Origin of the sequence: Pectobacterium peruviense, assembly GCF_002847345.1 — a bacterium.
In the GTDB taxonomy this organism is placed as follows: domain Bacteria; phylum Pseudomonadota; class Gammaproteobacteria; order Enterobacterales; family Enterobacteriaceae; genus Pectobacterium; species Pectobacterium peruviense.
Genome location: NZ_LXFV01000014.1, coordinates 22627 through 40621, shown reverse-complemented (window position 1 = coordinate 40621; position 17995 = coordinate 22627). Strand labels below are relative to the sequence as shown.

General features: G+C 44.9%; 11 protein-coding genes. 5 read left to right on the top strand and 6 right to left on the bottom strand.

The features are described 5' to 3' along the window. Positions 1–46: 46 nt before the first annotated feature. Together ppc and A0G03_RS12425 are read right to left on the bottom strand one after the other, a co-directional pair. Entirely contained in the window at positions 47–2686 is a 2640-nt protein-coding gene (gene ppc / locus A0G03_RS12430; protein WP_048258260.1) for a phosphoenolpyruvate carboxylase, read from the bottom strand. A gap of 368 nt (positions 2687–3054) precedes the next feature. Further along, positions 3055–4428, bottom strand: a complete 1374-nt coding sequence (locus A0G03_RS12425; protein ID WP_048258261.1) for a PTS transporter subunit EIIC — start codon at positions 4426–4428, stop codon at positions 3055–3057. 321 nt (positions 4429–4749) lie between these two features. Here A0G03_RS12425 and A0G03_RS12420 point away from each other — a divergent pair, with 321 nt between their 5' ends. After that, positions 4750–5949 (top strand): starvation-sensing protein RspA, encoded by a 1200-nt coding sequence (locus A0G03_RS12420; RefSeq protein ID WP_048258262.1) that lies wholly within the window; start codon positions 4750–4752, stop codon positions 5947–5949. Positions 5950–6046: 97 nt separating this feature from the next. On the opposite strand, the gene rdrB is transcribed toward A0G03_RS12420, so the two are convergent. Further along, positions 6047–8596, bottom strand: coding sequence for an antiviral RADAR system adenosine deaminase RdrB (gene rdrB, locus A0G03_RS12415; RefSeq protein ID WP_048258263.1), 2550 nt, complete (start codon positions 8594–8596; stop codon positions 6047–6049). 2 nt (positions 8597–8598) lie between these two features. Next, on the bottom strand, positions 8599–10932 hold the full coding sequence (gene rdrA / locus A0G03_RS12410; protein ID WP_053075278.1) for an antiviral RADAR system adenosine triphosphatase RdrA: 2334 nt from the start codon (positions 10930–10932) through the stop codon (positions 8599–8601). A 382-nt stretch (positions 10933–11314) separates the two neighbouring features. Here rdrA and A0G03_RS12405 point away from each other — a divergent pair, with 382 nt between their 5' ends. The 4 genes from A0G03_RS12405 to A0G03_RS12390 are packed head-to-tail and all read left to right on the top strand — an operon-like array spanning position 11315 to position 15884. Continuing rightward, on the top strand, positions 11315–11509 hold the full coding sequence (locus tag A0G03_RS12405; RefSeq protein ID WP_072036076.1) for a hypothetical protein: 195 nt from the start codon (positions 11315–11317) through the stop codon (positions 11507–11509). 49 nt (positions 11510–11558) lie between these two features. Further along, the gene (locus tag A0G03_RS12400; protein ID WP_048258264.1) at positions 11559–12686 is read left to right on the top strand and encodes a ThiF family adenylyltransferase; all 1128 of its coding nucleotides are present in this window, start codon (positions 11559–11561) and stop codon (positions 12684–12686) included. Next, a complete protein-coding gene (locus A0G03_RS12395) occupies positions 12661–13758 on the top strand; it encodes a HesA/MoeB/ThiF family protein (protein ID WP_223250528.1) in 1098 nt (365 codons plus the stop codon). Before A0G03_RS12400 ends, A0G03_RS12395 begins: the two co-directional genes overlap by 26 nt. Next, positions 13755–15884: an ATP-binding cassette domain-containing protein gene (locus tag A0G03_RS12390; RefSeq protein WP_048258266.1), complete on the top strand. Its 2130-nt coding sequence runs from the start codon at positions 13755–13757 to the stop codon at positions 15882–15884. Before A0G03_RS12395 ends, A0G03_RS12390 begins: the two co-directional genes overlap by 4 nt. A gap of 3 nt (positions 15885–15887) precedes the next feature. Here the strand turns inward: A0G03_RS12390 and A0G03_RS12385 are convergent, their stop codons facing one another. After that, a complete protein-coding gene (locus A0G03_RS12385) occupies positions 15888–16601 on the bottom strand; it encodes a GntR family transcriptional regulator (protein WP_048258267.1) in 714 nt (237 codons plus the stop codon). A gap of 54 nt (positions 16602–16655) precedes the next feature. Beyond that, on the bottom strand, positions 16656–17807 hold the full coding sequence (gene argE, locus A0G03_RS12380; protein WP_131701677.1) for an acetylornithine deacetylase: 1152 nt from the start codon (positions 17805–17807) through the stop codon (positions 16656–16658). Positions 17808–17995: the final 188 nt, after the last annotated feature.

Below are 17995 nucleotides of genomic sequence, written 5' to 3'. Positions count from 1 at the left end.
AAGCCTCCTGAGTTAGCGCGTTTGGCGCATGAACGTTTTGTCGCGATTAACCCGTATTACGCATACCTGCTGCGACGCCAGCGATGGTAACCATCAGCGCCAGCTCCAGATTGGCATCTGGCTGTTCCTGCTTACGTGAACGATGCAACAGTTCGGCCTGCAACACGTTCAGGGGATCGGTATAGACGTTACGCAGTGCGATCGACTCGGCGATCCACGGCAGATCTGCCATCAGGTGATCGTCGTTGGAGATCGCCAGCACGATGTTGATGTCGGCGGCCAACTGATCGCGCAGCTGCTTCCCTAACGGCCACAGCTTCTCTTCTACCAGACGCTGATCGTAATACTCTGCCAGCCACAAGTCGGCTTTGGCGAACACCATTTCCAGCATCCCGATCCGCGTCGAGAAGAACGGCCAGTCGCGGCACATAGTTTCCAACTGCTCCTGCTTGCCGTCATCGACCACTTTCTGTAGTCCAGCTCCTGCACCGAGCCACGCTGGTAGCATTAGACGGTTCTGCGTCCAGGCGAAAATCCACGGGATCGCGCGTAGGCTTTCCACACCGCCGTTTGGACGACGCTTAGCCGGACGTGACCCTAGCGGCAGTTTACCCAACTCCAACTCCGGCGTCGCGGCGCGGAAGTAAGGAACGAAATCCGGGTTCTCACGAACGTATCCGCGGTACATATCGCAGGACACGCGGGACAGTTCATCCATCACATCGTGCCATTCCTGTTTTGGTTCAGGCGGTGGCAGCAGGTTCGCTTCCAGAATTGCACCGGTGTACAGCGCCAGGCTGCTGATGGTGACTTCCGGCAGGCCGTATTTAAAGCGGATCATCTCGCCCTGTTCCGTCACGCGTAGGCCACCTTTCAGGCTGCCCGGCGGTTGTGATAACAGCGCGGCGTGAGCTGGCGCGCCACCGCGACCGATGGAGCCACCGCGTCCGTGGAACAGCGTCAGTGCGATGCCCGCTTTCTCACAGGTTTTGATCAGCGCGTCTTGTGCACGGTACTGTGCCCAGGATGCGGCCATCACGCCCGCGTCTTTCGCCGAGTCGGAATAGCCGATCATGACCATCTGCTTGCCTTGGATAAAGCCGCGATACCAGTCGATGTTCAGCAACTGCGTCATGACATCATCGGCGTTGTTCAGGTCGTCCAGTGTTTCAAACAGTGGCGCGACCGGCAGGGCAAACGGGCAACCCGCTTCTTTGAGCAGCAGTTGAACGGCCAGCACGTCGGAAGGCGTGCGCGCCATTGAAATAACGTAAGCGGCAATAGAACCCTGTGGCGCTTTCGCGATCACCCGACAGGTATCCAGCACTTCCTTGGTATCCGCACTCGGTTCCCAGTAGCGCGGCAGCAGCGGGCGTTTGGAACTGAGCTCACGGATCAGGAAGGCCTGCTTATCGGATTCTGACCAGCTTTCATAATCGCCCAGACCCAGATAACGGGTAATTTCAGCCAGCGCGTCGGTGTGGCGGGTGCTTTCCTGACGGACGTCGATGCGCACCAATGGCACACCAAAGCAGCGTACGCGACGCAGCGTATCCAGCAGGCGACCATCGGCAATAATGCCCATGCCGCAGGTTTTCAGAGATTGGTAGCAGGCGTGGAGCGGTTCCCAAAGCTGCTCATTGGTAATCAGCAAGTCTTTAGGTGGCAGACGTTCTTCACCCGTCAGGCGTGCTTCCAGATAGCTCAGCGTGCTACTCAACTGAGAGCGTAGTGACTTCATGATAGCGCGGTACGGTTCCTGAACCTCGCTGCCACCGGCCCGCTCCAGCAGCTCCGGTGTACATTCGGACATCGACAGCTCGGAAACCAGCACCTGAATATCACGCAGGAACAGATCGGCGGCTTTCCAGCGGCTGAGTAACAGCACATGGCGAGTGACTTCTGCCGTGACGTTTGGGTTACCGTCGCGGTCGCCGCCCATCCAGGAGGTAAAGCGTACAGGTACGGCGTCAACCGGCAGACGGTAGCCGAAAGCCTGTTCCAACTGTTCATCCAGTTCACGTAAGAACGCAGGCACGCCTTCCCACAGGCTGTTTTCCACCACGGCGAAGCCCCATTTGGCTTCATCTACCGGGGTAGGGCGAATTTTGCGGATCTCATCGGTATGCCAGGACTGTGCGATCAGTTGGCGCAGACGGCGCATGACCTGATTGCGCTCATAATCAGCCAGATCGTTGTGATCGAGCTGCTTGAGGCAGGTATTCACTTCTACCAGTTTGTGGATCAGCGTCCGGCGGGTGATCTCGGTCGGGTGTGCGGTCAGCACCAGCTCAATCGACAGCGATTCCACTGCGTCACGGATATCTCGTTCAGTCAGATTTTTACTTTCTTTCAGGCGCTCAAAAGCGTTGGAAAGCTGTGCCGGATTACTCGCCGCTTCACCGTGTGGTGAAATCGTATGATATTGCTCAGCGGTATTGGTCAGGTTAAGGAACTGGCTGAATGCGCGGGCAACGGGCAACAGTTCATCGTTAGACAGGTTTTGCAGTGTGGTCAGCAACTCCTGACGATGCTTTTCATTCCCCGCGCGGGATGACTTTGACAACTTGCGGATTGTTTCGACTTTATCAAGGATGTTTTCACCCAGTGCTTCTTTGATTGTATCGCCGAGTAGTGTGCCGAGCATACTGACGTTACTGCGCATTGCGGAATATTGTTCGTTCATAGTTACCCTGACCATCCCTACCATTTTTGTAAGTTTATTTCACTTGACATATTTTGACGCACTGCCTCCATCTAGCCACGATAAGGCGAGTTCGTCAATTGACGATTCTTTCTTCTCCTTATTCTTTGTACTTGTATTGGTGAGGGTTTGGCAATTTGTGAAATTTAATTACAGCGGCGCGGATATTAGGCTAACTAATATACTCGTCATACTTCAAGTTGCATGTGCGTTGGCTACGTTCAGTCACCCGAATCACTTACCTGAGTAAGCTCATCGGAATTCCTTCGCTTGCCGCCTTCCTGAAACTCGAATTATTTAGAGTAGCGTGGAGAGAAAGAACGCGGGGCGCAGCGGCCCCGCGAGGGCGATTATGACTGCTTAGAGGCTCTGACAACCAGAATGTAGGTCAGAGTAAAGGAAAGTACGATGGCGATCGCCATACCGGAGATGGCATAGCTGAAGTACGGGCCGATATAGGCTGGCAGGCTGAAAATACTCGACAGAATGTAGCCATATAGCCGGACACCGAAGTACGCGATAAAGGCTGAGGCGATGGAGCTGGCAACGGTGGCGGAGATAAACGCTTTTTTATACTTGGTCAGTACGCCGAAGAGTGCAGGTTCGGTAATACCGAGCAGCGCGGAAACCCCAGCAGACAGTACGACAGATTTGTCCTGACGGGTTTTGGCATGGAAGTAAATAGCAAATGTTGCCCCAGCAATCGCCATATTAGCCATACACATCATTGGCATCAGCATATCGAAGCCTTGATTGCTGAAATTTTGCAGCGCAATCGGCGTCATCGCGTGGTGCATGCCAGTCAGGATAGCGACAGGTCGAATCGCACCGACCACGAAACCAGCAAAGATAGACGACACATCGAACAGGCTCTGAATAAACAGTGCCAGCAGTTTGCCGAGATAGATCCCGAATGGCCCGATAACCGTGAGGGACACCAGTGCGGCGATAAACAGCGTCAGCGTTGGCGTAAATACGGTTTTCAGGATCGAAGGCATGATGCGGTCGACCCAACGATGGATATAGCTCAACGCCAGCACGGAGAAAATCACTGGGATGACGCTAGCAGCATAGTTGAACACGGGAATGGGCAGTACTCCCACGAAGTAAAAGGCGCTGACTGCATTAGGGCTATTGCTGGCTAGTGCCTTCGCCGCTTCCATTAGCGACGGGTACATCAGGCAAGCAGCGACAGCCGCTGCCAGATATTCGTTCGTTTTAAATATCCTGGCCGCTGAGATGGCGAGGAAGAAGGGTAGGAAATAGAACACGCCGCTGGCGATCAGATCGATAACGATAACGGTATCGGTTTTGGCAGAGACTACTTTCAAGGCGATCAGCCCTGCCAGCAGCCCTTTGATCATCCCCGCGCCCGCGATAGCAGGCACGATGGGACCAAATACGCCAGAAACCGTATCCATGAACAGCGAAATCAGCCCTTTTTTCTGCTTCGGCGCGTCTGGCTGTGCCGTGGCGGTAGGAGAAAGCTGCGCGTTCAACAGTTCATAATACTCATTGACCTGTGGCCCGATAATAATTTGAAATTGTTCACTTTGGTGTTGTGCACCTAATATCCCGGGCAGGTTTTTGATTGCGTCGGTTTGTACTTTACTTTCATCAATTAAATCAAACCGAAGCCGTGTCATACAGTGCCAGGCTTTATTTATATTATCGTTTCCGCCAACCAGTTTAATGATTGACTGAATAACCTCATTTTTTCCCATGGAATAAACCCCTGCATAGCACTATGTTATTTTTGGTCAAATCATTCCTGCTGATAATAAGAAACTAAAAATAAAAAAACAAACCAATAAAACATGAACTTCATCACATGATTCGGTGTTTAAGGGGTTTTTGTTACCCATAATTAATAATTGGTCTGGTTTTTTGTTTAATTCATTGGTTTTTTCAAACCAAAATAATTCTTTTAACTAAGAGGTTTACAATAAAGGAAAAAATAAGTAGAAAACAAAAAAAGAAACTGATTTTAGACTGTGTTTTTACCGGGCGTGACTATTCCGGTAAACACATCGGAGGATATTTTTGTGTTGCCGACAATCATTACTGACATTGAATGTCTTGTTACCCGCCCTGACCGCCATAATTTGGTGACGGTGGTGGTGCATACGAATAAAAACGTTACAGGTTATGGGTGTGCGACCTTCCAGCAGCGCCCGCTAGCCGTAAAGGCGATGGTGGACGAGTATCTCAAACCGCTGCTATTGGGAAGAGATGCTAACCATATCGAAGATTTGTGGCACATGATGATGGTCAACGCCTATTGGCGTAACGGGCCGGTTATCAACAATGCGGTCGCGGGTGTCGACATGGCGCTGTGGGACATCAAGGGTAAGCTGGCGGATATGCCGCTCTATCACCTGTTTGGTGGGAAATCTCGCGATGCGATTGCCGCATACAGCCATGCTGCCAGCGATACGCTGGATGGACTGTATCAGGAAGTCGAACGGCTTTATGCGCAGGGCTATCGCCATATCCGCTGCCAGTTAGGGTTCTATGGTGGTAATCCCGATGCGCTGCACAGCACGCGGCAGCCAACGGAGGGAGCCTATTACGATCAGGATCAGTACATGGCTAACACGCTTGCCATGTTCCGTGCCCTACGGGAGAAATATGGCGATCGTTTTCACATCCTACATGATGTTCATGAGCGCTTGTTCCCGAATCAGGCAGTGCAGTTCGCCAAAGCAGTAGAAGTTTATCGTCCCTATTTTATCGAAGATATTTTGCCGCCTGCACAAAACGAGTGGCTGGCGCAGATCCGCAGTCAGAGCGCGGTGCCGCTGGCTACGGGAGAGTTGTTTAACAACCCGGCCGAGTGGCAAAATCTGGTGATTAACCGTCAGGTTGATTTCATGCGCTGCCATGTCTCACAAATTGGCGGAATTACGCCAGCGCTGAAGCTGGGTGCATTCTGTCAGAACTTTGGCGTTCGGTTAGCGTGGCACTGTCCGCCGGATATGACGCCCATAGGCGCGGCGGTCAACATCCACCTCAATATCCACCTGCACAACGCCGCGATTCAGGAATTTGTTGCTTACCCGGACAATACCCGCAAGGTCTTCCCGCAGGCGGTCGAACCGGAGAATGGCTATCTGTACCCGATTGAGCGCCCCGGTATTGGCGTTGGTATCGATCTGGACGCGGCGCGGCAGTTCCCCGTGGTGTATCGTCCGCACGAGTGGACGCAGAGTCGCCTGCCAGATGGCACGATGCATACGCCTTGAGTCGCCTACTGCGACTGGCGGAAGGCCAGGTTATCGAGGTTTAAGCCTTGCCACTATGTGGCATAGGCTATGCTGAGTTGCCTATTGTGAATAGGTGCTAATCCGCTGTTTGTTCAAGATGATTGGCTTTAAAAAGCGAAACGCCTTTTTGCCGTATCGCCGAAATCCATATGTCAGCCATCCAACTGCCAATGTCAAAGCACCGTATGACGGTTTCTCTGATAATACGGTGCTCGTTCGCTATGGTGGTTGGCATTAGGGCACTGTCATCAGTATTAATACAGATCGATAATGGTCCTGAACGTAAGCCATAGCGATTAAATTTTCCGCCAGGCTCCAACCAGTCTGGTTGCGGCGGGTTCCAGCGAAATAGAGGATGCTCGTGGTATTTTTCAAGGCGGCCAATATAAATATTTGAGGTTGGGCATGCTTCAATGACCAAGCCGAGTCGACTGTATTTTTCCATCAGAAAATCCTGTATTGCTTCGTACAACCGAAGTTCTCCTGATGAAAGTAGATCCTCATCTTCTTGTATTTGGGGCGAAAAACACTCTCCGCTGTCTGGTTGGCAGTTAACGGAAATGATACGGTTGATCCAGTCTTGTTCATGTTCTTCTAGCCCACTATTCAGATAGCGTTGCCAGAGCGTTTTTGCTGTTTTACGATCTTTATCGTCCCCCTTATCTTCCAGTAACAACGCTATATCAGGGGCCCACTCCGTGCGATTAGCCAAATCAGCCTGCATATCCTGATAATCAATCCAGTTGCGCCTTAACAACCAGGCACGATAAAGCTGATTAGGTGTATAGATATCGTTGAATATCTGCTGTGACCAGTGATGAATTTTGTCGCGTAGCTGGTGCATCACCGGAATATGTTCAGCAGTGTGTTGAGAGAGCTGTACTGCCTGATGATAGGCCCACACTAAATTATCCAGATGTTGCCCTGCCGTAAGGTACGCACGGCGTTGGCGTTGTGCCCAAAGCGTGACGTCTATCCCTAGCGCTAACCCGTGTCCGATTCGATCCCCTTCACGTAACTGACAAAACTCTACCGCTTCGTCTATCGCCCGAAGGCCACTGAGCAGGTGGCTGTAATCCTCACCGGCGTGTACGGTAATGAAAGGGCGTGGCAAGCGAATGGATTGCAACATGCCAGCGGGGTGTTTAGCGGCGCGTAATACGCGCAAAACGGGAGCAAACACTTCGATGGGCAGTTCATTTTCATTACCTGCAACATCATAGCCACGCACCAGGCGGCGTACATCAATGGTTTTTGCTGGCTGGCTGATATCCGGCTGGTAGGAAACTTCCTGAAGCGTCACTGATGCCGAGAACTTTTCGAACGCGCGGACTTGCTGTAATAATTTGGTGCGAAAATATTGCCAACGTTTATCGTGTGGAGATGAGTTTTTAGGGATGCTGCGGGTAAAATGAACGACTAAATGTGCTTGTTCAGGCACATGCCAGCGCTGGTGTTGTGCAAAAAAATCTCTCAGCTTATGGTGATAAATATTGGGACGCCGTTCAATATCTCCTATCACTTCGTCCGGTGAGACGCGATATTCACGCGATACAGTAGCGGATAGATCGTAACGCACGACCTGCTCTTTGGAATAGGACTTATTGGTGCGGCGAATGTCTGTAGTGAAAAATTCAACAAACTGACCTAACCCAACCGCAGAAACTACCATGTAGTTACGCAGAATCATACAAGCCCGAATCAGGTTATCCAGGCCGCTTTGATAACTGACAGTACGTCTTTGTAACATCAGGCCACAGCAGAACAAGAGCCATCGTTTGTGACCGGGGTAGTCGGTTGGCGATGTGGCATGATGCAGTAACTGTTGTTGGGCATTATTGGCACCATAAGACTCAACGTACTCACGCAGCAGCCACTTTTGCTGTTCGGGCAGATCAAGTGGGGTGAAATCGATCTCTGCTGTTGTGCCGGAGTAAATCTGTTCCAGCAGACAGGCGCTGTACCCTGAAATCCACGCGGGTAACTGGTTTTTCTTCAGGCGTTCACTTTCAAACAGGCGATACTCTTCACGCTGTGGCCAGATGAGCGTCGGTTTTAAACGCACATCCCCCATCATAAAACTGAGCATGGATAATGAGGTATAGCCATGTCCGTTAAAATGCACATGGTTATCGGCATAATGCCTGTCGCTTTGGTCTGCGGGAAACGCAAAGGCGCACTGACGTGTGGTCAATAGCGTAACCAGCTCCCACTCATCCAACACCTGCTGTTGCACTAATTGCACATAAGCACGGGCAATGATCCACGCGGGGTCAATCACCGAGCAGAGTTTAAGCCAGGCATCCAGATGTTCCTGACGGACTTCAAAACAGTCTCCCTGCCAAATGAGAAAGGTATCAGCAAGCTGAGCCAATAGGCTGAAACTATCCTGCTGATATGAGGGTAATTGCCACTGTTGCAGATTACTGGCAATATCCTCTTTACGTAGATGGTTACCAAAAGAAAATTGGTAGTCTTTTACTGCCAGAGTCAACAGACGTTTTTCTTCAGAGGTCACATCCAGATTGATGACTTGGTGGATATGCTGTTGCAAATGGAAATGAAATAGCCTGTCCGATGCCAGATAAGCACAAGGTACTAGCCAACGTGGATCTTGGGTATACATTGTTACCCTCCATACATGCGATCGCGTTTGATTCGATAGCATGAATGAGTTTCTGTCTGTGCTTTGTAAGGGAGATCAAAAAGTGGATGTTTCCATATGATTTCCAGTAAAAGGCCAATTTTCGAGATTTCAATATCTTTTATATTTTTAAAGTGTTCTATTTCAGGCGTTTTCTGTGATTTTTTGGGAGAATTTTTTTTCTCTTCTAACGTCAAAAAACCATCAATGTTATTTTTTAGGTTCTTGCTTTTTGATAAAAAAGTATGCCTATGTCTTATATTTTCGGATGGATCCATTGTGGCAACATCTGGCATCATGATCTTTTCTGTTTTTAAACAACATAAAAGAGAGTTCATGAATATATATTCGAAACGAATTGTGATGTCAGTGAAACGTTCTCTTAGGATATTAAAATTACGATCAGCCTTCATTCTGTGAAGTTGTGAAAACACATTGTAAAATACTTCACTTAGTAGAGGGAGTAGATTGGTGTTATTAAATGAGCTGAGATTGTTCTTATTATCCCTAATCCATTTAATGATTCCCTCTGTTATTTCATCGTCACCGGCCCCTTTTTCATGAGATGCCAATTCCATTCCAATTCCGTCTACATCGAAAACCATATAAGAATAGAAGTGCAAGCGTTTCAATATACTATTGAATAGTTCTTTGTAATTACTCGGGTTAAGATTTCCTGTTACGGCTAGTATAGACCAAAATAGAATCTCAAATGCTCGTCCAAAAAGAACGTTATGACGCTTATTATCATCGCTGTAACTATATATTAATATTAATTTCTTTGTATTAGGACTGGCTTGTGGAATGGTACTATCACTCTCTGCTTCAAAGTAAAATTTCTTAAACTCTATCGGCGGCATCTCCCATAGAGTATTGATAGATTTTATGTTTTCTTTAGCTATTTTTATTGCAGAGTCTATGGCGTTTTCACTACCATTCACTTTAGCACGACACCGATTTTGAATATGATAAAAATCACTCTTTCCCCAGTCATACATCGTATTTTGTATAAAGGGATTAAAAGATATTAGGTGATATAGGAAAAGTGTTTTTTTATTCATTTCTGGCGTTTTATTATTGTTGTCGATAATATCAAGATAAGATATTGCATCTGTAAGTTCTTGACCTTTCCGCCTTATTTCCGCTAACCCCTTAAATTTTTGCCATAAATCTTCTCTGGGGTTATTCTGATTTTCTAAATCAATAGGATGAAAAAGTCTGACTCGTTGCACCAGTTCACGAGCATTTCCAGGTTCCAACCACTCTGTCTTGCTAGACACTTTGTCTTCTCTATATTCGGCATCATGACAAAAAGCATAAAATAATGAAATAAATTTTTCGTGGTAGGTTTTATACTCTTCCTCTTGATTACCCTTGCTCCCAGTATATTGTATAGATAAGTTGGGTAATAGTTGGGCAATAGGCTGAAGTGGTAGTCGATTATGAAGCGGGAAAATTTTTGTCAAATAGGCATGCGATAGATTTCTTGCTGCTACCTTTCTCTCCTCAAAGTTACTGGACTTTTCATCTTTTGCTAAAATCCCTTCAAATTCCATCGTTGTGGTATGTTGGTAAAGATCGTCATCACCGCTCACAATGGGCAATATTAGCGGGCAGGAAAGCAAGCAGCGAATATCATCTAATGTGCTAAATGCCTTATCGATCTTCATATCAAGGTCATCGATAGGGAGCACCAGAGCATCGCAGTCAAGAATCTCTACGCTTGCGATTAAATATTCATGGAAATACCGTTCTAGGTGGATGCCGGAACGATATTTTTGGATGCGATCAATACCTCTGAGATCTTCAAAATCAGATTTGTTTCCTAGCGCATTTGATAGATTTTTTAATGCTTTTAGAAATTTATCTTGGTTGCACCCTTTGTTAGCTATGTTTTTAAGTTTCTGTTCTACTGCGGCATAGATAGACGCTATAATTACCTCAGAGAAATTATCTTCAATATGCAGCAATGTTGGATCTATAGTGTCGATGAAATATAAATTAGGCGTGTCTGAAGGCGGTTTTTTTTGTGTGTTCCAGATGGTTTCAATATTACGTAAAAAAATTGTTTTTCCTGCTCCCCGAGTGCCACTGATAAAAATAGCATGATGGTAACAGCTTAATTTTCCTTTTTGATCTTCGCTATCTTTTATTTTTTTCTTATACACCCTTGCTGTCAGTCCCATTGCTCTTAGCCTATCGGCTAATGTCACACTGGCTGCCTTTTGCCATAACCCACTATTTTCAACTATAGAATTTTCTGAAACAAAGTCACTTTGATATTCCGTTAAATCAAGGTTGAAATTTATTTTTTCCATGATTAATTCATCTATAATAATTAGCTTTAAAATAATAAACTAAAGTGTTGGGGATTTAATCCACTGAGAATAAATGAAAGTAGCATAAAAAAGTCAGAACTAGAATTGAAAGCGTCCTGATCAAAAAAATCATGCCCGCCATTTTATGAATATAAATCATAAGCTATAAAATAAGTAGCCTGATAATAGTTTTAATTAAATATCATCGAGTGGTGTATATGAGCATTTAATCAATGATGCCAATATGCTAGCATCTTGTTGATCGTGGCTTCATGCTTCTATCATCATCTTCGGGCTGAGGTTTTTTCTTTTTATCGAACGTCCGCTTCCGTTAAAGAATAGACCTGAATCATGTAACTGATTTAAATATAAAGGTTTTATTATGGAATGTTTAGATTTGTCATTTGAAGTCGTTAGCAACACCAATGCGACTGCACAGTATACCGGTGGGTGTTCCGGCGAACGTAGCGATTGCTGCACGCGAGTTTGCACTCGCGCAGGCAATGATGACCAAAATTCCGGTCTTGATGCGTGGGAAAAGTACCTTGAGGTGAATGCTGGTGTGCTTCAGTATTAATCTTTAGTTTGGAATCGCCCTTAATGGGCGATTTTATTAGGAATAAGGGATGAACAGAAAAAAATATAAGATAAAAGAGACCGTTGATATTTTTATATCAGAGGATGAGCAGGAAAGTACGGTTCTATTAACGTTCCATATTATGACTACACGTGACAGAATAGAAATAAAAACGAATAAGAATGTTGCGAGTTTTATTGCTAACTTGGATGGTGAGAAAAGTATTGATGATATTATTCATTTCATGGGAAGTTTTCGACTGGATGAGATATCTAAACTGATGGAGTTTCTTCTAAATCAGCACCTAATTTTCGATGTGGAGGATAAAGAGAATGATAATTTACGCTTCTCCAGGCAAATTACATTTTGGGATGATTTTGTTCTGGATCGTTCAGGAAAAGAAACACAAGCTATCTTAGAAAATAAAAAAATTGTTTTATTTGGCTGCGGTGCCGTAGGCGCTAAAATTATTGAAATTCTTGTTCGTGCGGGTATTAATAATGTCACTTTGATAGATTATAAATCCATGTCCGCCTCGAATGCAGTAAGACATTGTTATTATAGTGCTGATTACATTGGAAAGCCTAAGGTAGAGGCGCTTTCTGAGTTCTTAACCAAGATTAATAAAAATATTAAAACTCATACAAATTTTGATAAACTTGTACCCAATAGTGATTTATCAACCTTAATTCCTGATGATGCTGACTTAGTTATTAACACATGTGATGAACCTTATATAGGCCATACTTCATTGAAATTGGGACGATATGTCCAATCAAAGAATATACCATTTTATGTTGCTGGTGGATTCGATGCCCATTTGATGAGCTCGGGGGAGTTAATTTTTCCACCGAGAACGCCCTGTATTGATTGTGCTCAGCACACCTTTTCAAAGGCATTAAAAGAGTGGAAGCCAGTTTACAGTATGGTCGAGAGTCAGACTTCGACCTCTTTAACGCCAGTGCAGAGTAATCGCTATATTCCTGGTGGTCCAGGGGGGCTGGCAATGATGAGTGGTTTTTCCGCTAATCTATGTTGTATGCAGTTGTTACACTTTCTTTTAGATGACTCCGCATTTTCTTACAATAATCATCGCCATGAGTATCTTCCAAACAGCGGTCTGATGACTCAATTCGAATTGGTAAAGCAAAATGGATGCAAAATCTGTAATGGATAATTTTAGATTGCGTCAAAGTGTTGGCATTGTTGTTCAAGACGACATGGTAGAATTTTTTAAATCTAATGTCAGAGAAAGTGTAAAGATAAAAATTAAATTCCCAAAATTAATTCTTCTGTTACAAATGTTTGATGGAAAAACGTCATTAAAATCAATAGTAGAAAAATTTCCTGGTTTGAATGTTGAACAGCTCGATAATATTGCAAATTTTTTAAATGTAAATAACGTCCTGATTCGTCAGGACTGTCCATATCCTGATGAGATTACGGATAATAAATATAGACTGATTAATACATTTGAAGATTACTGTCATACAACCAGTGAAGTGCTTTCCTGTATTAATCGAATTAAATCCTCAAAGGTTGTGATTGTTGGTGTTGGCGCCGTCGGGAGCAATGTGGCAACCTATCTCGCGCATTGTGACGTAGGAACACTGTTTTTTGTTGATCATGACAGTGTTGATCTTAGTAATTTACATCGTCAATATTTTTTTGAGAATGATATTGGAATAAAAAAAAGTGAAGCGTTATGTGAAAGTTTAAAAAATATTTCATCGAATATTAACGTTGAAACGATTTCTGATACGATTGATGATGGCTTCTTTCAAAGAAATGAATTGCCATTGGATATTGATTTAATTATAAATTGTGCCGATGAACCTAATGTTGATTATACTAGCAAAATAATTTCATCTTATTGCATGCTTCATCGTATACCGCATATTGTCGGCGGTGGATATAACTTGCATCAAACGCTGATTGGCCAGACGATTATCCCCTATGAGACGTCATGCTTTAACTGCTTTAACCGTTATTTAAATCAAATAAACAGCAAAGATCTCGCTAATGTTAAGAAATTACATCGAACAAAGCGTAAGCTGGGATCGTATTCTCCATTATCTGGCATGGCAGCAAGCCTTGCGAGTCTGGATGCAATAAAATTACTCAGTGGAAAGAAAGAATATTTGCAGCAAGCAAGCAAAAGAGTTGAGTTTAACCTACGGACGCTATCTTTTAATGTCAAGGATGTTCCCCGTGATCCACTGTGTGAATGGTGTGGAGATAAAAAATGAGCGAAATGATTTTTGAAGGTATAGAAACACACAACCTGAAAAATATAAGTGTTAAGATACCAATAAATAAAATAACGGTTATTTATGGTCGTTCAGGCGCGGGGAAAAGTTCTTTAGCATTCTCATCCATTTATCAATTATGCAAAGATGAGTTTGATGCCATAGAGAATGGTTATTTAAATGAGGGTGATTATAAGATCACTCACTATGACGGGTTAAAGCCTGCGGTTGCGTTGCCGCAGCGAAATACGAATAATAATCCTCGTTCAACAATATATTCATATTTAAATATTCCACAAGCATTGTCATCGTTAAAAGTTAAGAGTAATTCATCAATACCTGATTATCATCAGTTAAAATTGAATAAGTATGAAAATGCGTGTCCACATTGTCTTGGGCGTGGTGATGTCGTTCAAGTTGATGAGGATGAATTAATAAATGAACATTGTAGATTAGATGAGAAGCCTTTTTTATGTTGGCGAAGTGGAGAGTTGTCTGATTATTACAATCAACTTTTTTTATCCTATTGTCAGAAAAATAACATTAACATAGCGAGTGATTTTTCATCACTTTCTCAAGAAGAAAAACGTATTGTTCTATATGGAGAAAGTGACGAAAAAATAACATTCAGATGTAAATATAAAGGGAAAATAAAACAGAGAAGAGCTTTTTATAAAGGCGTTATGTTATATGCTAACAATAACATAGGGCGAAACCAATCAACCTCTCAATATGGAAAGGAAACTACATGTCCTTCCTGTAAAGGTAGTCGGATAAACCCAACGTTAGCACGATTAGATGTTATTGGATTGAGTTTTGAAGAGTTTTTATTATTACCGATATCAGCATTATGTACTGTACTTGAAAATGAGTCTAGTGAGTCAACATTGTTGAGAGTCTTATCCTCAATTAACAATATCGGATTAGGGTATTTGAATTTATCACGATCAATTCCTAGCCTTTCTGGTGGTGAATTGCAAAAGCTCATGTTTAGTCGGTTACTTACATCAAATACAACGGGTATGCTTATTGTTATTGATGAAATATCGTCTCAAGTTAATCCTGTCGATTACCCCTATATTTTATCAAAAATACGAAAAATATCAGAGAGGAATACCGTAGTATTAGTAGAACACAGCCAATATTTTATTGACCATTCAGATAAAAATATTCACATTGGTAAGTTCGCGGGTTCTGCGGGGGGAGAAATATGTGAATATGAAGCTATTCAACCATTAAGAAATTTGAATGGCAGGAATGAAGTTTCTGATTTTCATCATTTTAAAGAACTTAATAAAAATAATGTTATTAATCAAAATGTAAGCTTTCCGAAAGAAGGTGTTACGATTTTTTCTGGTGTATCGGGTTCAGGAAAATCGTCTTTGGCAAAAGCCATTTGTGAGGTTACTGAATCAACTTACATTAGCCAGAAATTACCCTCGTATACTGGCCGTTCTTCAGTGGCATCTATAACTGAGTTAAATAAATCCATTGCTAGCCATTTTTCTCAAAAAACAGGGCTGGATGATGTTTTTTTTCTCCCCAGCATAGATAAAAAAGGAAATGGAGGTGGGTGTAAGGTCTGCGAAGGTAAAGGTGTTATAAAATATGAAAGAGGATTTGAAAAAGATATTTATATTACCTGTCATGAATGTAATGGAATGCTTTTTGACTCGCACTCGGATGAGGTAAATACGGTTGTTAATGGTATGAGTATCATCGATATTTATAATGCCGAGCTGAAGGATCTCCTTAATTTTTTTAACGACCCTAAAATTGATCAAATGCTTTTTACGATCGACACATTAGGATTATCTCATTTAAAACTAAATAGAAAAACGCAATCACTCTCCGGAGGAGAGATGCGCAGAATAAAGTTGTGTGAGATATTATCGAAAAAAAGAAAAAGTAATAAGTTACTCTTTATTGACGAGCCCGCTGCTGGCCTTGATCCTGAAATGGCGTCGAAAGTCTTGAGCTTTATCTACCAAAAATCGTCGCTATTTGGTGCAATCGTCGTGATTGAACATCGGCCTGAGGCGGAAGATTATGCTGACTTTAAGGTCTCTATTGGTCCAGGTTCCGGTGAACAAGGTGGACAAATCCTGGCTCAGGAAAAAATTTAAGCGTTACGGCGACTGGCGGAAGGCCAGGTTATCGAGGTTTAAGGGGATGACGTAGGTGCAGGTGTAGTCTATATCGATGATATCGCTCGATTCGTACACGCGCCCGCCCTGTAAAATTCCGCGATTAAGAATATGCATCGCCGCCGTGCCTTTCTTGCAGCCCAACAGCTCAGCCTGTGCTTTAGTGACGTTAACTGCCTGATAATGTGTCAGGTAGTGTGAAATCGCATAGCCCTTGCTGAGCACATACTGCTGAATCGAGCCTTCAATAATCTTCTGGCTCATATCCGGGAAATCTGCGGCAGGCATTTTCGATATTTCGATCTGCACCTTGCGGTTATCGACATAACGTAAGCGGCTGAATTCCCAGATGAACGCATTGTCGCTGATAGCAAATACCTGCTGCTCCTCTCGGTTCGGCAGGCGTTTATGTAGGCTAAGCAGGCGGGATGAAATCTGAGTAAATTTCTTTTCGGTAATCGAGTTATAAACCAGCGGGTTACTGCGTACGCCCTGATTAATGAAATTACCCGATCCTTGCACCATATGGATTGCACCGATACTGGCGAGCTTTTCCAGCGCCTGACGAATAGTGAAGCGCGACACGCCGTATTCCTCCGCCAACTGGCGTTCCGGCGGAAGCTTTTCTGGTAGCGGATCGGTGTGCTGATAGATTTTGCTCAGTAAATCCTGCGCGATGAAATCTTTCTTTTTCATGAGCTGTCTCGAAATGGCCTTGCCAGCGTCGCTGACAAGGCCGCTTTCATCGGATCAGTGGTGACAGAAGTGATGAATAACCTGCGAAATTAGTTCCCGCGTCGGTTTGATAAACGCGGTATCAATATATTCATCCGGCTGATGCGCCTGTTCAATCGATCCTGGCCCCAAGACTAGCGTTGGGCACAGCGTCTGAATAAACGGCGCTTCGGTGCAGTAGTTCACAATTTCCGTTTTCGTCCCCAGCAGATTCTCCACGACTGATATCAGACGGTGATCGGGCGGACACTCATAGCCAGGAATCGGCGGATGCAGTTCGCTGATGGTCAACCGACCCGGCCAGCGTTGGCTGACGGGCTCAAGCGCTTCTGACAGCAGTCCGTCGAGATCGTTAAGCGTAATGCCTGGCAGCGGACGGATATCCATATGCAGTTCACAGCAGCCGCAGATACGGTTGGCTGCATCGCCGCCGTGAATGTGGCCGAGGTTCATCGTCGGGTAGGGAATATGGAAAATCGGGTTGTGATAGCGTTCTTGTAAGGTATTGCGCAGCACCAACAGGTGCGAAATCGCTTCGTGCATCAGTTCAATCGCGTTCACGCCGCGCGAAGGATCGCTGGAATGGCCGGACTGCCCCTGAATACGAATCGCATTGGACATATGCCCTTTGTGGGCGCGCACCGGTTGCAGCGAAGTGGGTTCGCCGATGATGGCGCAGTCCGGGCGAATCTGCGTGGATTCGGAGAAATACTTGGCGCCAGCCATCGTCGTTTCTTCATCCGCCGTCGCCAGCACATAGAGTGGTTTCGTGAGTTTAGTCGGATCGATATCGCGCAAGGCATCCAGAATAAAGGCAAAGAACCCTTTCATATCTGCGGTGCCCAAACCGTACAGCTTGTTGTCGTGTTCCGTCAGCGTGAAGGGATCGCGCGTCCACCGACCGTCGTCGAACGGAACGGTATCGGTGTGCCCTGCCAACAATAAGCCACCTTTTCCTTCACCAATCCGCGCCAGCATATTAAATTTATTAAGGGTGCCGGGGACCGGTTGAACTTCAACATGGAAGCCGATATCACCGAACCAGCCTGCCAGCAGGTTGATTAAGGTATGATTACTTTGATCGAGCGCGCTGTCGGTAGCACTGATGGACGGTGTGGCGATCAATGCCCGATATAGCTCAATAAAAGGGGGTAAATTCATCTTCACTGTTGACAGCCTCTGGTTAGGATAGTATCAATATTCATGCATTTATTTTGAATAAAAATACAATATTGCTCGGCGAAAGGAAACCCAAAGGTACGGCGATGACGATTCGTCACTTTCACTGAGTTTCGCGGGTGAACAGCGTATCGACGCTGGTGAACCCTGTTACCTGTTCCATAGATAGATAAGAA